21 protein-coding genes and 1 pseudogene are annotated in these 20,049 nt (G+C 35.1%); 16 read left to right on the plus strand and 6 right to left on the minus strand.

Annotated features, from left to right (window positions below):
* The 3 genes from moaA to HLK68_RS11140 all read left to right on the plus strand — a co-directional run bounded on the left by moaA (position 1) and on the right by HLK68_RS11140 (position 2,538).
* Positions 1-972 (plus strand): GTP 3',8-cyclase MoaA, encoded by a 972-nt coding sequence (gene moaA, locus HLK68_RS11130; protein ID WP_055164039.1) that lies wholly within the window; start codon positions 1-3, stop codon positions 970-972.
* Positions 973-976: 4 nt separating this feature from the next.
* The gene (locus HLK68_RS11135; protein WP_006785727.1) at positions 977-1,411 is read left to right on the plus strand and encodes an MOSC domain-containing protein; all 435 of its coding nucleotides are present in this window, start codon (positions 977-979) and stop codon (positions 1,409-1,411) included.
* Positions 1,412-1,632: 221 nt separating this feature from the next.
* Positions 1,633-2,538, plus strand: a complete 906-nt coding sequence (locus HLK68_RS11140; protein WP_132942780.1) for an aminoglycoside phosphotransferase family protein — start codon at positions 1,633-1,635, stop codon at positions 2,536-2,538.
* A 181-nt stretch (positions 2,539-2,719) separates the two neighbouring features.
* On the opposite strand, the gene HLK68_RS11145 is transcribed toward HLK68_RS11140, so the two are convergent.
* Together HLK68_RS11145 and HLK68_RS11150 are read right to left on the minus strand one after the other, a co-directional pair.
* Positions 2,720-3,637: a glycoside hydrolase family 73 protein gene (locus HLK68_RS11145; RefSeq protein ID WP_132942781.1), complete on the minus strand. Its 918-nt coding sequence runs from the start codon at positions 3,635-3,637 to the stop codon at positions 2,720-2,722.
* A gap of 103 nt (positions 3,638-3,740) precedes the next feature.
* Entirely contained in the window at positions 3,741-4,439 is a 699-nt protein-coding gene (locus HLK68_RS11150; RefSeq protein WP_129821554.1) for a DUF434 domain-containing protein, read from the minus strand.
* An 88-nt stretch (positions 4,440-4,527) separates the two neighbouring features.
* Here HLK68_RS11150 and HLK68_RS14610 point away from each other — a divergent pair, with 88 nt between their 5' ends.
* Both HLK68_RS14610 and HLK68_RS11155 read left to right on the plus strand, forming a co-directional pair.
* Positions 4,528-4,731: a DNA alkylation repair protein gene (locus HLK68_RS14610; protein ID WP_238843587.1), complete on the plus strand. Its 204-nt coding sequence runs from the start codon at positions 4,528-4,530 to the stop codon at positions 4,729-4,731.
* Positions 4,725-5,216, plus strand: coding sequence for a DNA alkylation repair protein (locus HLK68_RS11155; RefSeq protein ID WP_238843589.1), 492 nt, complete (start codon positions 4,725-4,727; stop codon positions 5,214-5,216). The genes HLK68_RS14610 and HLK68_RS11155 overlap by 7 nt, the downstream gene beginning before the upstream one ends.
* Positions 5,217-5,242: 26 nt before the next feature.
* On the opposite strand, the gene rluF is transcribed toward HLK68_RS11155, so the two are convergent.
* Entirely contained in the window at positions 5,243-5,950 is a 708-nt protein-coding gene (gene rluF / locus HLK68_RS11160) for a 23S rRNA pseudouridine(2604) synthase RluF (protein ID WP_006785732.1), read from the minus strand.
* Positions 5,951-6,836: 886 nt separating this feature from the next.
* Here rluF and HLK68_RS11170 point away from each other — a divergent pair.
* The 5 genes from HLK68_RS11170 to HLK68_RS11190 all read left to right on the plus strand — a co-directional run bounded on the left by HLK68_RS11170 (position 6,837) and on the right by HLK68_RS11190 (position 11,142).
* Complete coding sequence (locus tag HLK68_RS11170; RefSeq protein ID WP_006785735.1) at positions 6,837-7,580, plus strand: phosphotransferase; 744 nt, start codon at positions 6,837-6,839, stop codon at positions 7,578-7,580.
* A 69-nt stretch (positions 7,581-7,649) separates the two neighbouring features.
* Complete coding sequence (locus HLK68_RS11175) at positions 7,650-7,793, plus strand: hypothetical protein (RefSeq protein WP_155222991.1); 144 nt, start codon at positions 7,650-7,652, stop codon at positions 7,791-7,793.
* Between the two features lie 95 nt (positions 7,794-7,888).
* Positions 7,889-8,386, plus strand: a complete 498-nt coding sequence (locus HLK68_RS11180) for a YehS family protein (RefSeq protein ID WP_006785737.1) — start codon at positions 7,889-7,891, stop codon at positions 8,384-8,386.
* Positions 8,387-8,538: 152 nt separating this feature from the next.
* The gene (locus HLK68_RS11185; protein WP_006785738.1) at positions 8,539-9,135 is read left to right on the plus strand and encodes an ATP/GTP-binding protein; all 597 of its coding nucleotides are present in this window, start codon (positions 8,539-8,541) and stop codon (positions 9,133-9,135) included.
* A gap of 147 nt (positions 9,136-9,282) precedes the next feature.
* Positions 9,283-11,142, plus strand: coding sequence for an LTA synthase family protein (locus HLK68_RS11190; protein WP_006785739.1), 1,860 nt, complete (start codon positions 9,283-9,285; stop codon positions 11,140-11,142).
* A 77-nt stretch (positions 11,143-11,219) separates the two neighbouring features.
* On the opposite strand, the gene HLK68_RS11195 is transcribed toward HLK68_RS11190, so the two are convergent.
* On the minus strand, positions 11,220-11,399 hold the full coding sequence (locus HLK68_RS11195; protein WP_009607699.1) for a hypothetical protein: 180 nt from the start codon (positions 11,397-11,399) through the stop codon (positions 11,220-11,222).
* Positions 11,400-11,721: 322 nt separating this feature from the next.
* On the opposite strand from HLK68_RS11195, the gene HLK68_RS11200 reads away from it, so the two are divergent.
* On the plus strand, positions 11,722-12,273 hold the full coding sequence (locus tag HLK68_RS11200) for a DUF3793 family protein (RefSeq protein WP_006785740.1): 552 nt from the start codon (positions 11,722-11,724) through the stop codon (positions 12,271-12,273).
* Between the two features lie 158 nt (positions 12,274-12,431).
* Here HLK68_RS11200 and HLK68_RS11205 read toward each other — a convergent pair whose 3' ends face one another.
* Together HLK68_RS11205 and HLK68_RS11210 are read right to left on the minus strand one after the other, a co-directional pair.
* A complete protein-coding gene (locus tag HLK68_RS11205) occupies positions 12,432-12,977 on the minus strand; it encodes a hypothetical protein (protein ID WP_132942782.1) in 546 nt (181 codons plus the stop codon).
* A 279-nt stretch (positions 12,978-13,256) separates the two neighbouring features.
* Positions 13,257-14,069: pseudogene (locus HLK68_RS11210) on the minus strand (M28 family peptidase).
* A 295-nt stretch (positions 14,070-14,364) separates the two neighbouring features.
* On the opposite strand from HLK68_RS11210, the gene HLK68_RS14750 reads away from it, so the two are divergent.
* The 5 genes from HLK68_RS14750 (at position 14,365) to HLK68_RS11235 (ending at position 20,044) form a co-directional block, all read left to right on the plus strand.
* Positions 14,365-14,499: a hypothetical protein gene (locus HLK68_RS14750; protein WP_262942055.1), complete on the plus strand. Its 135-nt coding sequence runs from the start codon at positions 14,365-14,367 to the stop codon at positions 14,497-14,499.
* A 297-nt stretch (positions 14,500-14,796) separates the two neighbouring features.
* Positions 14,797-15,027, plus strand: a complete 231-nt coding sequence (locus HLK68_RS11220) for a hypothetical protein (RefSeq protein ID WP_132942783.1) — start codon at positions 14,797-14,799, stop codon at positions 15,025-15,027.
* Positions 15,028-15,535: 508 nt separating this feature from the next.
* A complete protein-coding gene (gene aspD, locus HLK68_RS11225; protein ID WP_006785746.1) occupies positions 15,536-17,215 on the plus strand; it encodes an aspartate 4-decarboxylase in 1,680 nt (559 codons plus the stop codon).
* 271 nt (positions 17,216-17,486) lie between these two features.
* Entirely contained in the window at positions 17,487-18,101 is a 615-nt protein-coding gene (locus HLK68_RS11230; RefSeq protein WP_006785747.1) for a sugar O-acetyltransferase, read from the plus strand.
* 173 nt (positions 18,102-18,274) lie between these two features.
* Positions 18,275-20,044 carry a glycoside hydrolase family 35 protein gene (locus HLK68_RS11235; protein ID WP_006785748.1) on the plus strand — a complete coding sequence of 590 codons (1,770 nt, stop codon included), beginning with the start codon at positions 18,275-18,277 and terminating at the stop codon, positions 20,042-20,044.
* Positions 20,045-20,049 lie beyond the last annotated feature (5 nt).

Genomic DNA, 20,049 nt, shown 5'->3' on the forward strand with positions numbered 1-20,049 from the left:
ATGAAAGATAGATTTAACAGAGAAATAGATTATTTAAGGCTATCCGTTACCGACCAATGTAATTTACGATGTGTTTATTGCATGGAAGATACCACTCAAGAATTTTTACCGAAATGTAGTAAGTTAAGCGATGATGAAATGATTCGCATTGTGACTGCCTGTGCCCGTCTTGGCATAAAAAAAGTTCGATTAACAGGTGGAGAACCTCTAGTCCGTCCTGGCATTGTTGAATTAATAAAGCGAATTCACGATATCGATGGGATTGAAGAAATTTATCTCACAACGAATGGAACCGTATTATCTGATCAAGTGAAGACATTAGCTCATCACGGTCTTAAAGGGGTAAACATTAGTTTAGATTCATTAAAAGCTGATCGATTTCACCAAATCACACGTCGTGGGATTTTAGCCAATGTTTTAAAGTTTATTGATGAGTGTTTAGCTTATGGGTTAAAGGTAAAGTTAAATACAGTCCTTGTCGATGAGGTGAATCAAGATGAAATTTTAGATTTTGTAAGATTAACGCTAGAAAAACCAATTGATGTTCGTTTCATTGAACTCATGCCCATCGGAGTTGGAAAAGTGCATAAAGGTGTGACAAATGAAGAGGTGCTTCAAACAATTTGCTCTAGTTACTCAGATGTTGTGGAAGTTGGAAAAGCGGATAAAGGTGGACCGGCAACATATGTCTGTGTGAATCAAGGACCTGGAAAAGTCGGGTTTATTTCTGCTGTGAGTAATTGTTTCTGTGAATCATGTAATCGGATTCGCGTGAGTGCAGATGGTTTTTTGAAGCAATGCTTACATTTTAAATTTGGTGTGAGTTTAAAAGATTTAATAAGAGCAGGTATCACTGATGAGGCATTGCAACACGTCATCTATGAACAAATTTATCACAAACCTGAAAAACATTTATTTAATCAAGAGAATATAGACGAAGAAGTTAAGTTTATGAATCAAATTGGAGGGTAACAACGTGAATCAAGTCATGGCAATTTGTATGAGTGAAAAAAAAGGAACGGCCAAACAAATGGTACAAGAGGCAACACTAATTGAAAATTTCGGAATTAAAGGAGATGCTCATGCTGGAAAATGGCATCGTCAAGTCAGTTTATTAGCACTTGAAAAAATTGAAGATTTCAATTTAAAAGGAGCTAATGTTGATTTTGGAGCGTTTGGTGAAAATTTAGTCGTATCGGGGATCAAACTAAATGAACTACCGGTTGGACAAAAGATTCAAGTGGGGGAAACCTTACTTGAAGTCACACAAATTGGAAAAGAGTGTCATACACGTTGTGCGATTTACTACCGCGTAGGTCAATGTATCATGCCGAAAAATGGAATTTTCACACGAGTTTTAAAAGGTGGAAACATCAAAGTCGGGGATAGCGTCGTTTTAATTGAAGAATAAGACCAAAAAAGATGAAAGGATATTCCTTTCATCTTTTTTTACAAAAGGTTGATGCTGTATTGATTTAGAAATGGTTAAAGAGGGTTACATCGAAAGAAAATAGGTTAAGGGTGAATCGTTTATAAAAAAAATAAAACGCTTTACAAACATCGGGGGAAAACGTAAAATAGAAGTTTGTTTAGATTAGTTTTCAAGGAACTCCAGATGAGGAGGATATAAAAATGGAATCTGTTTTGAAATCAATTGCGGTTTGTCAATCTGCTAAAATCGTGAAGAAGGTTGAAGCAGGATGGTCAAGTGATGTAAAGTATTATGTACTAGACGCTCATAACCGTGAATATATGTTAAGGTTATCAGATATTTCACAGGATCAATCAAAGCGGATAGAGTTTGAACGAATTCAAAACTTCAATACTTTAGACTTTGAGATGTCACGAGCTGTTGAATTTGGGACGTGTAATCCAGGAAGCATGGTTTATATGTTATTAACTTGGGTTGTCGGAGAGTCACTTGAGTCATCACTAAAAGTGTTGAGTGAGCAGAAGCAATATGAATTAGGAATAAAGGCCGGAAAAATTTTAAAGGCTATTCATGATTTGCCGACAATAGAAGTGGTGGATGTGTTAGCGAAAAAAGAAAAGATGCTTGAAAAATTGGCTCGTTATGAACGTTGTGGGTATCGTGTTGAGCAAGATGATAAAATTATCAACTATATTAAATCGCACTTAGATGACTTAAATGATTTGAAGGTGGTCATGAATCATGGAGATTATCATGTTGGGAATTTGATTTTAACTTCAGATTTTGAAGTAGGAGTCATTGATTTCAATCGAATGCAAGTGAGTGATTACGTAGAGGATTTTTATAAAGTGCAATCATTTAATGTTGAGGTCAGTATCCCGTTTTCAATCGGTCAAATTCATGGCTATTTTCAAGGGAATCCAAGTGAAGAATTTTGGAAAGTCTTAGCGTTATATAATGCGTATGCAGCGCTTAATTCTATTACTTGGGCTACTAAGTTTGGCCAAGAAGCAATTGAGGGCATGATTCGTCGCTGTAGACAAACAATGAAAGATTATGATTCTTTTACTCAAGTGGTACCACGTTGGTATGTCACGCTTGAGTAACAATAAAAACACCCCATCGGTAAGAGATGGGGTGTTTTTGATGACGAAAGAAAATAAAAGAAAAAATTTAATAAGTGTTTATCACTAGCGGCGTCTAAACACCTATTGGAGAGAGTTTATCCACAAAGGATAAGCTTAATTTACCCGATTCCCCGTTAAAATATGCAACATCAGCTGATTTTTATGAAGCTTCATACATCACTTCATGATCATAAAGTTGTAAATTATACTGCCGAATTAATTCGCCAAGTCGTTTCGCATAGACGCGATTTCCAAGTTCATCTTCTGCTGTACTATAGCCAGCATCTTGCAAAGCCTTGGCTTGAAGTCGATACGTTTTTGCCTCAAAAACGCCAGCTTGTTGATAACGAGCATTATTGACTAAAAAGGCAGCATGATCATCAATTGATTGTTGCCAGTTTTCATACTGGCGAAAGGTTCCAATTACCATTTGATCAGCATATTCAAGTGTTTCAAAGCTCATACTCGGACCATCCCAACGTGAGTCTGCCTTAATCCCAAATAAATTATGTGTCGCTACCGCCAAATCAGATGTTCCCCAGTTAGATTCTAAGATAGCTTGGGCAATCGTGATAGAAGGTAAAATGCCCGTTTCATAATAATTTGCCTCTGCTGGTTGGACGAGTTGGGCAATAAATTGTGCCTCTTTAGCGCTTGGTTCTAGCTTTGAGGAAACATAACCGACGTATTTTAAATCGTCTAAATATTGATAAGCACGCGTCTTTTCATCATCTGAAAAGTCAGAATCTGCTACCACTTCATCAAAACTTTTCACATGGGTATCCGTCATAAATTCTTGGGCCGTGTAGGTTAAGACCTCATCACTAATTTGGTGCATCTCATTATTTTGTTCCACACCAATGAAAGCGATTATCTCTTTCCAATTTAATTGATTAAAATCACCACCTAATTCATCGACTTTATTGACCAGATACGTTAAATCAAGGGCTGAAACATCCAAATGAGCCATCCGTTCCTGTTCTTTTTTAAGTTCATATTTTGTTTCGATATCTTTAAATCCTCTAATCAACACGACCATAAAGCCAATGAGGAAGAGGAAGATCCATCTTTTTTTCATGTGTCGTCACCTACTCTCATCTAGATACGTTGAATTTTAGCAAGTTTAACAAACTTTCGCAATGTTATTTAAAGATTCACACAGAAATACCGCATTTATGAGGCTAAAAGGTTAAAATGAACGCGTCAGGGATGAATCGTTGAATAATATCTTCGCTTAAATTAAAATAACTGAGGCAAGAGTCTAAAACGATGGCATCACTACTTATGATATGGGAGTGATGTTGAAGAGCTAAATCGGCATTAGGAACCAATTCCACGCTTGTTTTAAAGTTCCAAAATTTTGAAAACTCTAAAATCTTGTATTTGAGATTTCGCGAGTTAGAAACCGGTTCATCTAAATAAAAAATAACCTGGTTCACGTGATGAGAGCTTAAGCATTGACCAATCAGTCGCAGTGCTTCTTCTGTTTGCTCAATGAGTTTGTATGTTCCTCGAAGTCCGGCTAAATCGCGAATGATTTCATCACGGCCACGAATTAAGGTGCCTCCTGATAGGGCGACTTCAAGGGTGATGATCAGGTTGAATCCATCAATATAGATTGTTTGATGGTTTAAGGCTGAAAGTGATAATCGACGAGAGATTCGACTTTCTTTTTGTAACTGTGTGCAGACACAACGCTTTAAGGCATCCCGTTGGCGATTGGAAAATTGATAGCGATCCGACACAAATTTAACGACGGGTAAGATGGGATAGTTTCGATCAAGAAGCCACTCGATTTCTTCTTTGGCCTGTTTTAATCGAAGTTGCTCTGTCTTTGAAAACCATTTTGTATCATGGATATCAAAGCCACGTTTTTTCATGAACACCACTCCTTCTCATTAGGGTGGATGAGTCGTGTTGATTTTAAACAAAAAATTAGTATACTTGAAGTTAAGGGAGGTAAGGGTTGTGATTGAAACAATCAGAAATGAATTACTTGTGTTAGCAGAGCCAACCTATCAAAGGTTCGCAATGCGACTATTACCTGGAACCGACCATTTACTTGGAGTTCGTTTACCAAAGCTTCGGCAAATGGCTAGAAAAATCTTCAAAAGGATTATGAGGCATATTTACAAAACAATGACGAACTTTACTTTGAAGAAATCATGTTAAAAGGCATGATCATTGGTTATATCAAGGTTCCTTTGGATGCAAAACTTGAGTTGATTCGTCAATTTGTGCCCAAAATTAATAATTGGTCAGTCTGTGATAGCTTTTGTTCAGGGTTAAAATTTACGAAAGACCACCAAATGGAAGTTTGGACGTTTTTACAACCTTATTTTCAATCATCTCATGAATTTGAAGTTCGATTTGCTGTGGTGATGGCGTTAATTTATTATATAGAAGATCTGTTTATTGAGTCTGTGCTAGAGACATTAGATCAGGTTAAGCATCAAGGATATTATGCTCAGATGGCAGTTGCATGGGCTATTTCAATTTGTTTTATTAAACAAGAAAAAAAGACTCAGACTTACTTAGAAAATCATTCATTAGATCCTTTTACTTATCAAAAAGCATTGCAAAAAATCATTGAATCAAATCAAGTCGATAAGAAGACGAAAGCACGGATAAAAAAGATGAAAAAAAGCGAGCGTTAGTTTATTTCTAACGTTCGCTTTTTCAATTACCATTCTTGAGGATGATAGTTTAATTCTTGGAATAAACGTGTTTTTTCTTTTTTGGTTAAGTCACGCCATTGTCCTACTGGCAGATTTCCAAGCGTAATGTTCATAATACGGACACGTTGTAAACGATAAACTTCATATCCTAATACTTCACACATACGACGAATTTGGCGATTTAATCCTTGTGTTAAAATAATGTTAAATTCATATTTTGAAATTTGTGTCACTTTACAAGGTAATGTTTTTTGTCCTAAGATTCGAACCCCTTTAGACATTTTTTCAATAAATTCAGGTGTAATTGGTTTATCAACAGATACAATATATTCTTTTTCGTGATTATTTTCAGCACGTAAAATTTCGTTGACAATATCTCCATCATTTGTAAGTAAAATTAATCCATCAGAATCTTTATCTAAACGACCAATGTTAAACACACGAAGCGGGTGATTAACTAAATCGACGATATTTCCTTTGACTCCTTTTTCTGTTGTACACGTAATTCCGACCGGTTTATTTAAAGCAAGATAAACGTGATTACGAGCAAGACGGATAATGTTTCCATTTACCATTACCTCATCACCAGGTTTCACTTGATCACCAATTTTAGCAATACGACCGTTAACTTTAACTCGTCCTTCCGCAATTAATTTATCAGCCCCACGTCTTGAAGCTTTTCCAGAATCACTTATAAATTTATTTAAACGCATGTTGTCACTTCCTTTGATGGAGTTTAAAAAATCAATCTGTCATAAGTATACCGTGATTTTAAATAATTTGTCGATAGGAACTTAGCTAAAATCCTTTTATTTCAAGATTAAATCTCACGTCAGTCACTTTAATCTCCATACAGCAAGAAATTTCTGAACCTATCTTAAAAGTAGAGACAAATCAGAATGATTATCCCAAAATGATATCTTTTAATCGGGACGGGAGTTCAAGTGATCGTGTAAATAAAAGCAAACTATTCAAGATTTTCATATATGATTCTCAACTCGTATAATGACGATAGTTTGATGGAACGATTACTTTGGTTTAATGGGTTACCATTTAAATTAGAGGCTTGTTTTTAACGCTCAAGAATCGTAAAATAGGACTGAAAAGAGGAGGAATATATGATGATGGAACCGACAATGAACGCGTAGCAGAGGTTATGCGATTAATTAGTTAAATAGCCTTTGCGAACTCTCATGTTAGATTGAATAAATCTTGAGGAGGCGCAACATGTGCTATATTAAAGCGAAAGATGTTTTACCACTTGAAGTTATTGAACTCATTCAACAATATGTCGATGGCGAATATTTGTATATTCCCAAAAAAAGAGGAGCGTAGACTCGGGTGGGGCACTAAGACGAAAATAAGAGAAGAAATGAATCAACGAAATACTAATATTTATACATAATTTTTAGCTGGGGAATCAAAGGAAACCTTAGCTCATAACTACTGTTTATCACAAAAAAGTATTGAACGTATTATTTTGCAACAAAAACGAAAAAGATGAGGCAATCTGTTTGCCTCATCTTTTTTTCAGAATCATAAATGAGGTCGCCATAAGATGAAGTGTGGGATATCATAATACAGGTGGAGGGATTTTTGATGAGTACTAGATTAAAAAATGTATTAGCCTGTTACGACTTAGTGGAGGCGAAGATTGAAACAGAAGCGATAAGTGATGAAACGAATCGTCAACCACACGTTTGGACCGTGAATGATGATTACTTATTGAGAATGAGTGAGAATTTAGAGGAATTAAAACGACACATTCATTTATCTAAATTATTAAAGACGGTTAATGTTAAAACGCAAACCCCGATTCAAACTGTGAATCACGAAGATTATGTCGTTATGGATGGTTATTATTTTATTTTGTGTGAAAAAATAAAAGGATCCGTATTAACGGATTATTTTATAGCCGATGAGGCGAAGCTTGGTTATGAACTGGGGCAACATTTAGCAACGCTACACGAAGGGTTAAAAGAAATTACACCCAAACTTACTGATTTGTGGGATAATGATATGTTACAAGAGTTATCGGGGTGGGTGAGTGAAGAACTTGAAACGTATGTATCAGCGTCAACCTTACCTAAAACGGAACTAACTGAACTAAAAAACATAAAAAATACGTGTATAAATCATTTTAAGGAGCTTTATAACAATCTTCCAAGACAGGCGATTCATCGTGACTTTCATGGCGCCAATATCATTTTTAATGATAATGAAATTGTCGGCTATATTGATTTTGATTTAACCCAACTCAATGCGCGATTATTTGACGTTTGTTATTTAGGAACGGGGGCATTGGCTAGTATTTTTCAAGAAGAGGCCAAACGTGACAGATGATCAATCTTTTTCAAGCAAGTGATTAAAGGATATGACGAAGTAACCATTTTAACGTTTGAAGAAAAGCAAATGATTAAGCCCATGATGATTGCAATTGACTTGATCATGATTGCCTTTTTTGTTCAAGGAGGTTACAAAGAACTTGCTGACACGAATACGAGAATGATTAACTGGATCGAAAACACATGGAGCGGGGATTTAGGAACAGTCTAAGTTACGCACCTCAGTGGAATATCAAAAGAATTTTAATTTCACCTCGATATTTGTGTTATAATAAAGATTATTCGACATAGTATGGAGGCATTTTAATGGATAATAATGATATTTTAATTCGAATCAGATATGCATTAAACTTAAAAGACGGTCAAATGCTTAAAATATTTAAATTAGGTGGCGTGACGTTAACAGAAGAAGAAGTTCGAAAAATGTTAATTAAGTCACCGGATAAAGGAATTTTCCAAGATCAAGAGGCAGAGGAAAATTTAAAATGTAATAATCGTACATTAGATGCGTTTTTAAATGGGTTAATTGTGTATAAACGAGGTCAAAAAGAAGGGCAAGAACCGATGCAACCTGTTGCGATTAAACAAAACGCTGTTAATAATGTCGTGATGAAAAAGTTAAAAATTGCGCTTTCTTTAACAGGAGAAGACATGCTTGAAATTTTAGCTTTAGCAGGCGTTCAGATTTCAAAAAGTGAATTAAGTGCGGTGTTACGTAAAGAAGGGCAAAAAAATTATAAACAGTGTGGCGATCGTTATCTTCGTAACTTCTTAAAAGGATTAACATTAAAACCACGTTTGTAATCAATAAAAAGTCTATCATTGGATAGACTTTTTATGTTGTCGAAGCATGGAATAACTTGTCGTTGAAAAAAGTATTAATTATTGATATAATTTAATTCTCACAGCATTTCGTATGAAAAGAAAAAATATTTTTTAAATTGGAGAAGTGATCTATGACGGTAAGAATTGCAATCCTAGGTGGACCACGTTGTGGAAAAACAACGTTAATTCAACAATTATATGTGGATTTAAAAATCAGAGATATTAATGTTGGAGTCGCAACAGAATACAGTACTGATTATTTAAGAGATAAAGGCATGATCGAATCAATTTCTGAGCAATACGGAATTTATTTAGGCCAATTACATTTAGAGAAAGCATTAGATGGACACGATTATGCTGTAACGGATTATGCGACATTCGTTCCTTATATTTATGGACGTTTAATGCTAGGTGATAAAACTCGCACCAAAAAAGAAATTGAAATTTTAAATGACCTATATAGTTTAGCGATTCGTGATTTACCTCAATATGACTATATCTTCTTTGTACCACGTGAATTTGGTTATAAGAAAGATGGCGTAAGATGGCAAGATGAAGAAGTTGCTCAAATGGTGGATGATGCGATCTTAAACTTCTTAAATGCTGAAAATGTGAAATATTCTGTGATTAGTGGTTCAACCAAAGAACGTTCAGAAAAAATCATGGATATTATCGGAATCGATGCTGAAATCGTTCAACCTATTAGTGTTGACGAAATGGCAGAATAATAAAAAAATGTCGACCAGGCGGTCGACATTTTTTTTGATTTATCAAATGCTTTATTGACTATTCATGTTAAATTAGCTTTGAAATTAACCTAAATTTTACAATTTATTATAAATTCGATATAATTGTAAGGAGTAAGGGGGATGAAAATGAAGAAATGGAGAGAAATTAGCACCTTTGGGATGCCATTGGCATACATCATGGGTTTTGTTTGCGTCGATAGTTTAATTCGATTAATGGCAGGTTATGATTGGTTTTCATTAAAAGCCATTTTATTTTCGATTTCATTTAGTAGTTTATTAGCTGCCATTGGGCTATTATTTAAAGGAATCGCAAGACCTATTTTCTATAGCATGACGTTTAGTCTCATTAGCATTATTGCAGTGGGACAATTGATTTATTATCGATTTTATCAAGCTTTTTTTTCTGTTAATCAAATGACGAATTTAATGGAATTATCAACGGTAAGTGGGGAGATATTTCGGGTATTAGAATTAAAATATAGTTTGTTTTTAATTCCCACGGGATTTGTTTTATTAGCGTGCTATTGGTTTAAATCACCGAAAAAACGAACACGACATGATCAACTGATTATCGTGACTTTAACTATTTTGTCTGTTATCTTAAGTACTGTCACAAAGCTAACTTTTACACAAGCAAGCAATGAAGGGAGTCGATATAAAGATGATGTTTATTTATACGAAACATTATTTGATAAAGGAAAAGCGATGAGTGAATTTGGATTGTATCAATATACACTACAAGATATTAAACTTGCTATCAGTCATCAGCAAGAAAAAACGCAAGTAGTGGGCCAACAAACATCTGAAATTGACGACTACTTTCAAAAATTAAATCATACGCATATCGACAATGAGATGAGTGGGATTTTTGAAGGGAAAAACGTCGTTTACATTATGGCAGAAAGTTTGTTCAGCCGTGCCATTCATGAACAGGCGACCCCAACATTATATAAACTAATGAATGAAGGAATTTATTTTGAGAACTATTATTCCCCACATTATAAAGGGACCACGAGTGACTCGGAATTTATCTCTAATACCTCGTTGGTACCATCAGTGAATTATGGCACAACTTGTTATGAATTCACCGACAACGCGTTTCCAAATTCAATTGCCTCTGTGTTTAAAAAGGCAGGATACAGCGCGACATCTTATCATTCGAACACCGGAGAATTTTATAATCGAGATGCCTATCATGAATCACTAGGATATGATGCTTTTTATGACCAAGAAGCACTTGGTTTAGAATTTTTAGAAGAGTGGGAGTATATGGTGAACTGGCCAAGTGATGCGGATTTAATGAATGCTGCGTCTGATATTTTTCTTGAAGATGATCGTTTCTTTAGTTACGTGATTACGACGAATGGTCATACGCCCTATACCACACAGCGGACTGAACTACAAGAAAATTACGATTATGTTAGCTCATTTATTCAGTCTGATGACGAAGAAATTGTTTATTATTATGCCGCTCAAAATGCCTTCGACCAATCAATCGAAGTGCTTATGGGGCGTCTATTAGAAGCGGGAGTCTTAGATGAAACAGTTCTTGTCATTTATGGGGATCATTATCCTTATCCCATTCATCACGATAAGTTATGGGCATATGATTCAACAAATGAGTGGGATTGGCAAGAGCTTCGTAAAGTTCCACTCATGATTTGGACACCGGGGATTGAGGCTCAGACGGTATCAAAAGTTATGAATGTATTTGATTTAGTTCCGACGATGGCGAATTTATTTAATTTAGATTACGATTATGAGCATGCATTTGGGATTGATATTTTTAGTGAATTAGAATCAACCGTTATTTTTGAAGATTATGGATGGATCACCGATCATGCAAGATATAATAAGTATTCAGAATATTATGAATCCTTTGATGAGATAGGAACTGAAAGTTATATGGAAGAAATGGATGTTAAAGTGATTGAAATGTTTGAAATCGGACAAAAAGTGTTACGAGATGATTACTTTAAAAGATAACCTCACTAGCTTCTAATTCTTAAAAGGAGTATCGCATAAATAATAAAAAGAGTTCTATTAAATTAGAACTCTTTTTATTATTTATTTACGCAATGATGACAACGATTGTAATCATCTTGTTCAGGGAATTTGGCATCGACACGACCACCTGGTCCAACTTCAAGATTACAGTTTGCACAATACGGTGTTTCATCATATTGTCCTTCCTCATAAATTTGTGAGACAGGACCCATTGTAATATCACCAAACCAAATCATAAATGTCCTCTTTTCTAAAAGATTTTATTTAATCATATCGTATTAATGAGGCAAGTTCAAGTGAAACTAATGGTGGAGTTCATCACTATATTTGGTTATTTAGTTAGAGGTGATTATAAATATTGTAAGATGATTTCAGATATGCTATGTTTAAATCAAAAGTTAGCATAAGCTAACTTGAGGAAACAGTTAAAACCTGCTTTTATTTTTAACAATTAGTTAGCATATGCTAATTTGAGGTGGTATACCCACCATTCATCCGTTCTGTTAAAGAGAGTAGATTTGAATATACTAATAAATGCATTAAAAATGAGGTGAAAAAATGAAAAGGACATTAATTGAGCATGCAGCGCCTACATTAGCCGGGTTAAAAACGGCTAATATGTTTAATTATAAATTTAAAAGTAAGGAACAATTAACAGAAGAGCTAATCCTTCTCAATCGAGAATTAAATGAAAAGGGCCTTTATCTTGATGTTCTTCGAGAAAGTTGTCAAACCGTTCTTCTTTATGTGTATCGAAAGAATCAATTATTAGAAGAGTTAAAAGAGGTGAGAACCCGACAATTATTAACGGAATTGGGGTATCATCATCAAGCGACGATTCCGGATCTTTTGAATAGGTTAAAGCAACGTTTATCATCATCTGATGAATTTCCTCATGAAATTGGGGTGTTTTTAGGATATCCAATTGAAGATGTGTTAGGTTTTATTACGAACTGTGGCTCGAATTGTAAATGTTGTGGTTATTGGAAGGTCTATGGGGATGAACAAAAAGCGAAACGATTATTTGGTCAGTTTACAAAGTGCCGAGAAATCTATTTGAAATTATACTTAATGGGACGATCAATTAATCAATTGATTGTATCCGTTTAATAGCTAAATGTGTTAACAATGAGGAGAGCGAAACAGAAAACGCACAGAGAACAATAAAATCCATTGATCATGTGGGAGGGATGTCAAACGCTTGAGAATTCATTCATATCATATCAAAAAAGGTGGCACGACAGAGGTGCGCCCCTTTTTGGTTCAAATTAATCAATAGCACTTAAACTTGAGAGAATTGAAATAAAGGCAATCATAATCAATAGCATATTAGCGACTAAGCCTCCAAGAGTTAAAGCGGCATTAAATAGATAAATGGTTGGAATAAATAAGATAATAATAAATGGAATTGGAATAAATAGTAAATAAGAGCTATACCAGTTCCCATTTAATAACGTCTTAATAAAAGCACAGATAGCGAATAAAAAGGCTGGACAAACGGTTAAGTAACTCGCTCCTGGGAATGTAAAGGTGATAATCAAAGACAAGATAAGAAGCAAGACAAGTAATCCAAGTAAAAATTCTGAGGATTCTTTGAATCGATGTGTCATTTTTTTAATGACTAAGAAGTGCGTGATAAAGGTCACGATAATCACGCTAACGAAGATAAAATCTTCATGTTTCATAAGTGGTAAGTACGTCAGTTTAAATGGACGCCCATTTAACACCGCAATAAAACGTGTTAATAAATAGGATAAACCCATCATTAAAATCGTGAAGCCAGCATTTAAAAACGTATATTTAAAGACTGTCATCTGCTTTTGTATCTGAAGTTTTTTAAATAAGAAGATAATTAAAGCGAAGATTACAATGATTAAAAGATAGTTGAGTGTTTTGGAGTAGTTAATAAATGCCGTTCCAAACGTGAAGAAAATAGAATCATGTGAGGCAGTTAGGGCGTTTGCGTCCGAATAAGTTTCGTCCTAAACAAAAGCTTTTACAATCGGCAAGACGTGATCTCCATAATGCTGAAGGGAAGCATCACTTAAATGATCTGGATTATCATTGGGTGTATGATAATTTTCAAGACTATCTCACACACTGATGTTAATGCCAGGCAAATCATGTTGTAAGAAAATAGTGAAGTCCGACCCATTTGGAAGTAAACGATAAATTTCTGGTGTGATTGAATACGAAAAAGGATGCTCACTTTTTTTAAATAGATCCATAATAGCAGCGTTGTTAGGACTTGTTTCAAACATGACGGCAGGACCTTTTGTACCACGTGCTTCAATATTGATCAGGTAGCGAACCCCTTCAAAAATTTCTGATTCATTGACCGCTTGCTTAGCTCCAAGTAATCCATATTCTTCGCCATCGGTGAAGAGGATTTTAATTCCATTAATCATTGGAGTGTTCATTTCTTAGATCACACGTACTGTTTCAAGAATGGTTGAAAGGCCATATCTTACATCGGTAGCACCGCGTGAACCATCCATTTCAGCATATCGTTCTGGTTTAGCACGAGACCTATCGTAGTGTGTCACGAGCATAATATACGAATCAGATTGTCCTTCAAGTGTTGCATAAATATTTTGCAAGTCTTCGTAACTATCACTGCGCTCAACATAAACATCCTCATATTCGTAAAGTGTGGGTTGGAGTCCGAATGCTTCTAGTTGTGAGATCAGATAATTTCTCACGTTTTCTTTCGCTTCGATATCATAAATAGAATGTGGTTCTTTTGCGATTTCTTGAATATGATTCATCTGATTGGTTACATTGACCTTTGATAAATCATCGTAGTTTGGTGTGGCTGGATTCAGTGATTCAAACCCGATCCAAGCAGATATTGTGACAACTATAATAAGAATTAGAAAAGTAAGTCGTTTATTCGTTTTAAACATAAGTCCCCCTTAAAGATTCGACATTTAGATTTGCTTCCTTCTTAATTTAACAAAATTTAATTACCTTGTTAATCGAAATATTTCAAATACAAAGTATTTTGAGGTTTTATAATCTGAAAAGTAACTGACAGAATCATAAATTTGTTATCCTAATAATTACATATTTATTATTACTGTTTTTTTCTAATTTTTGTGTTTACTCGTGGTATAATCTTAACGTGTTTTTAAGAAGACTATGCGCTTTTAAAAAGGAAATATCGCATGACAGAATTAAAAAAATAAAAGAGCGTTAATGATGTTATTTAATATCATTTTTATCATCACGTTTGGTTATATTACGTTAGATGCAATGATTCGTCCATCGACTTTATTTGCAAGTATGAATCCACTGCTCGTGACAAGAGGAGCAGGGAGGTCCTGTTTATCCTGATAAAATTAAATGCTTATCTTGAAAAATTTTCAAATCAAAAGTTACTATTTATGATATTTGGAAGTTTTTTAGTGAATAATCGCCTTACAACTATTTTTTATGACATGTTTTAAAGTAACGCCCCTTTGGCATTTTGGGATAGTGCATGTTTCAGCACTTAATGCGCAAGAAGGCTTTACGAAGTTTGATAGTTATTTTTACGATTGTTACCCAAATAACATTCCGTTATTTCTATTTGAATTAGGCGTGTTACATTTATTTAAATGACTAGGCATTAGCAATGATTACATAGCACGTATGCTTGTTAACATTGGTTTTGTGCAATTATCACTCATTTGTTGGTATGTCTTTATTAAACGCTGCGATGGGATGGTGCGAGCGAAAGAATCAGCAATGACCTCTATTGCTCATCAAGGGATCATTTTAATTCCCATGGCCGTCTTCTTGCCTAAATTCTTTGATACTTTTGGAGATAACTTTGGATTGATTAAGAATTTATTTGAAACAGAGATGCCGAATGGATTATAGGGTGTGATGTTTGCTCAACTGTTATGAGATATAATCACAGCGATTGTGACGGTCATGATCGCCCTTCGTCCGCTCAACGAATTAAAACAATTAGAAAAAGAACAAGAACAGATTGCGGGAAAAATTGAAAAAACAACATTAAAACCGACTATGGAAGGATAGTGCAAAGGCGCTAGGATTAATCATCTTAGCTCTTTTATTTTTGAAAAAAAGGGACAATCCATTTCAAAAGTTAATTTTTTCAATCTGTAATAGGTTGACTTAAAATTTGGAGATGTTATAATTTATCTCGCCGATTATTAAAAAGTAAAAAAAATGTCGAAGGAATATCAAGAATCTATCAAGCTAAAGAGAGGTTAGATGAAATTCTTAACGTCGTATTTGATTCTTATTAGACATGAAAATATATTGATCAAGTGAAGATTGATGTTGTATTAAGACTGAAAAAATTAAAGAAGTGAGAGATAAAGGATTGATTGATTTAATCAGTCATGAAAGGGCGTAGCGTATGACAACTAATGTACAATCGATTAAACAAATGATTGAAAAAGTAGGACATTTAAGTCCATTTGAGCTAAAAGATGAATTAATTCATCTAGCACAAAAAGCAGAAAATAAAGTGGGACGTCCGATGTTAAATGCGGGCCGAGGAAATCCAAATTGGACAGCAGCCACACCTCGTCAAGCCTTTTTTACCTTTGGTCAATTTGCTGTTGAAGAAACACAACGTGTTTGGTGTGAGAAAGATTTAGCGGGGATGCCGGAACAAGCCGGTATTTATGAACGTTTCAAAAGATATAGTGAAGTGTATGCGGAAGCACCAGGAATGACCTTGTTAAAAGAAATCATTGAATATGGAATCCAAAAACATGGATTTAACGAGGATGAGTGGGTTTATGAATTGACGGATGCTATTATTGGTGATAATTATCCAGTGCCGGATCGTATGCTCGTTCAAACAGAACAAGTAGTCAAAGATTATATTGTCAAAGAAATGGGAGGCAATTTGTTGACTTCAACACATGATTTATATGCCGTTGAAGGTGGGACTGCGGCCATGTGCTATATTTTTGACTCGTTAATGGCCAATCGTATTTTAAAACAAGGAGATAAAATTGCTTTATTCGTCCCGATTTTCACTCCATATGTTGAAATCGCAGGATTACCGAATTATGATTTTGAAATTGTTAAAGTATATGCCTCAGAAGTCAATGAGGATGGTCGTCATACATGGCAGTATCCAAAAGAAGAGTTAGATAAATTAGCTGATCCAAGTATTAAATTAGCCTGTATCGTGAATCCAAGTAATCCTGCATCTGTTGCAATTAATGATGAATCGATGGATTACTTAAAAGCAGTCGTTGAAGAAAAAAATCCTTATTTGATGATTGTAACAGATGATGTATATGGAACATTCTGCGATGATTTTAAATCGTTAATGATGACGATGCCTTATCACACCTTAGGCGTTTATTCGTATTCAAAATACTTTGGGGTAACAGGATGGCGTTTAGGTGTGATTGCGCTAGCACAAGAAAATGTCTTTAATGATTTAGTCAAACAGTTACCAGAAGATGAAAAGAAAATCTTACGTAAACGATATAAAGCCTTAACGGTGACACCAGATCAGATTCCATTTATTGATCGTATTGTAGCAGATAGTCGTCAGGTCGCTTTAAATCATACAGCTGGCTTATCAACGCCACAGCAGGTTCAAATGGCGTTCTTCTCGATTTTTGCTTTACTTGATCAAGAAGAGACGTATAAAAATCAGACAAAAGAGATTTGTCGTCGACGTAAGGAATTAATTTATGCACAGCTTCCATCTCTTGCTGAAAAACAGGATCGTTATACGACTTCTTACTATAATCAAATTGACTTATTAGTCTGGGCGCGTCTTCAATATGGAAATGAATTTGTGAGTTACCTTTTAGATCACTATCATCCACTCGAATTTTTATTTGAATTAGCAGCCCGTTATGGAATTGTGTTATTAAATGGAAGTGGATTTGAGGGACCGACTTGGTCGATTCGTGTATCGTTAGCCAATTTAAAGGATGAAGATTATACTGAAATTGGACAAGCCATTGGTGAGTTATTTGAAGATTATGCAACAAAATGGAAAGCACAGGGAACGACTCTTTCCACGATTGAAAGTGAAGGCAAAATTGAATCATTCATGTGGTAAAGAAAAAATCTAGTCAAGATAAATTGACTAGATTTTTTTTATGAATGGTTAGTATCGAGCAAGAAAGAGGGAATCGAGATAAAAAGGCCAAGTTGAAGGCCCTATCGCCGCCTTTCAGATGCAAAATTGATGAAATCAGCTTCAAACATTAAATTTCTTTTGTCAATGAAAAGTTAGAGGAATTAAATTTAAAATAGTCCTCTTTTTTTAATTACTTTTCGTAATTTTTAGATATAATGAAGTTATATCCATAAAGATAAGGGGAATTAAAATGGAACTGAAAGAACTAAAGGAAAGAATGTCTCATCAAAAGTTATATTATTGTAATCACGATGAGTTAATCAAAGAACAAACCATTTGTCTTGAGCGGTTATATGATTTTAATCAAACACGTCCGTCTGAGCATGAAAAGCGACTGGCTTTATTAAAGAAAATGTTTGCAAGTATCGGCGAGAATTGTTATATCGAACCGCCACTTCGTGCAAACTGGGGAGGAAAACATGTTCATTTTGGAGACGGTGTGTATGCAAACTTTAATTTAACACTTGTTGATGATTGTGAAATTATCGTCGGTAATCATGTGATGTTTGGGCCTAATGTCACCGTGAGTGCGGGAACTCATCCCATTCATCCTGAGTTAAGACGTAAGCAAGCTCAATATAATCTTCCGATTAAAATTGGAAACAATGTGTGGATTGGAGCAAATGCCGTTGTCTTACCAGGCGTGAGTATTGGTGATAACACGGTCATTGGAGCGGGAAGTGTCGTCACAAAAAATATTCCTGCCAATGTGGTAGCTGTTGGAAATCCTTGCCGTGTTTTACGAGAAATTAATGAACAAGATTTGACCTACTATCATCGAGATATGATCATTGATATTGATTAACACCTAATGAAACCTTATCCATTTTAGATAAGGTTTTTTTACACTGAATATTAGAAAATGACAGATGTGATAAGAGCGTTTTTATAGTAAAATATATCCAGGAAATGAGGTTCTTAAGAATCCAATCTCTAGATAGAAAGAAGACAGAGAAGTAAAAGATGAGGAGCAAAAAGATGAAAACATTTGAAGTGAAAGAAGAATTCTTAGTGGATGGAAAGCCAACTAGAATAATGTCGGGAGCGATTCATTATTTTAGAATAATGCCCGATCATTGGGAGCATAGCTTATATAATTTGAAGGCGTTAGGATTTAATACGGTGGAGACTTATGTTCCGTGGAATCTTCATGAAATGCGTGAAGGGCAGTTTGATTTTACTGGAGGTAAAGATTTAGTGTCGTTTGTGAAAAAGGCCGAAGAAATCGGACTGATGGTTATTTTAAGACCCGGACCTTATATTTGTGCGGAGTGGGAAAATGGGGGATTGCCTGCTTGGTTACTTAATTATCATGACATGAAAATTCGTTGTGATGATGAGTTGTTTTTAGAAAAGGTCGAAAATTATTTCAAGGTGCTATTACCGTTAATTGTGCCATTACAAGTGACAAAAGGCGGACCCGTTATCATGGTGCAAGTTGAGAATGAATACGGGTCATTTAGTAATGATAAATTGTATTTGCGTGCTTTGAAAAAGATGATTGAAGACGCAGGAATTGACGTGCCATTGTTTACATCTGACGGGGCATGGGAGCAGGCATTGATGTCAGGAACCTTAATTGAAGAGGAGGTATTGGTAACGGCAAACTTTGGGTCACGAGGGAATGAAAATTTTGATGTCTTGCAATCCTTTATGGAAAAGCATGATAAAAAGTGGCCATTGATGTGTATGGAATTTTGGTGTGGGTGGTTTAATCGTTGGAATGAAGATATTATTTTGCGCGACGCTGATGAGGTGATGACGTGTATGAAAGAATTATTACAACGTGGGAGTTTGAACCTGTATATGTTTCATGGGGGAACAAACTTTGGATTTATGAATGGTTCTTGTGCTGGGAAAATTGGGAATTTACCACAAGTCACCTCGTATGATTATGATGCCTTCTTAACAGAATGGGGAGATCCAACGAAAAAATATGAAGCAGCACAAGAATTGTTAAAAGAATTATTTCCAGATATGATTCAGCAAACACCTAAATTAAGAACAAAAAAAGATTACGGGCTCATTCCACTAAAACGTAAAGTGTCATTATTTAAGACATTATCTTCGTTAGGGAAAAGTGAGCAAAGTATTTGGCCCAAAACATTTGAACAATTAGGGAGTGGTTATGGGTACGTCTTGTATCAAACAAAGGTGATCGGTTCTACCAATTCAGAGCGTATCAAATTAGTAGATACAAGTGATCGTGTTTCGGTGTATGTAGACGAAGTCTTTTATTTAACACAAACACAAGAAGAAATCGGAACCGAATTTAATCTTCCACTTCAAGGGGAACATGAATTGTCCTTGTTAGTCGAAAATATGGGACGTAATAATTATGGGGCAAGGCTGTTAGCTCCTACTCAACGAAAAGGAATTCGTGGAGGTGTGATGGTGGATCATCATTTTGAAACAGAGTGGGTGCAATATGCTTTGTCATTTGAAACGATTGGTGACGTGGATTTCACAAAAGGATGGATTCCAAATACACCAGCATTTTATGAATATGAATTTGAAGCACACGAATGTGAAGATACATTTTTAGATTGTAGCACGCTTGGAAAAGGGGTTGCCTTTATCAATGACTTCAATCTCGGTCGATACTGGTCAGTAGGACCGATTCAATATTTATATATTCCAGGGCCTCTTTTAAAAGTAGGGATTAACAAATTGGTTCTTTTTGAAACAGAAGGTGTTGTAGCTGAAAGGATTGCGCTAAAAGACCATCCGGTTTATGTCAAAGGTTAACGTCT

The sequence above is a fragment of the Turicibacter sanguinis genome, assembly GCF_013046825.1.
Taxonomy (GTDB): domain Bacteria; phylum Bacillota_I; class Bacilli_A; order MOL361; family Turicibacteraceae; genus Turicibacter; species Turicibacter sanguinis.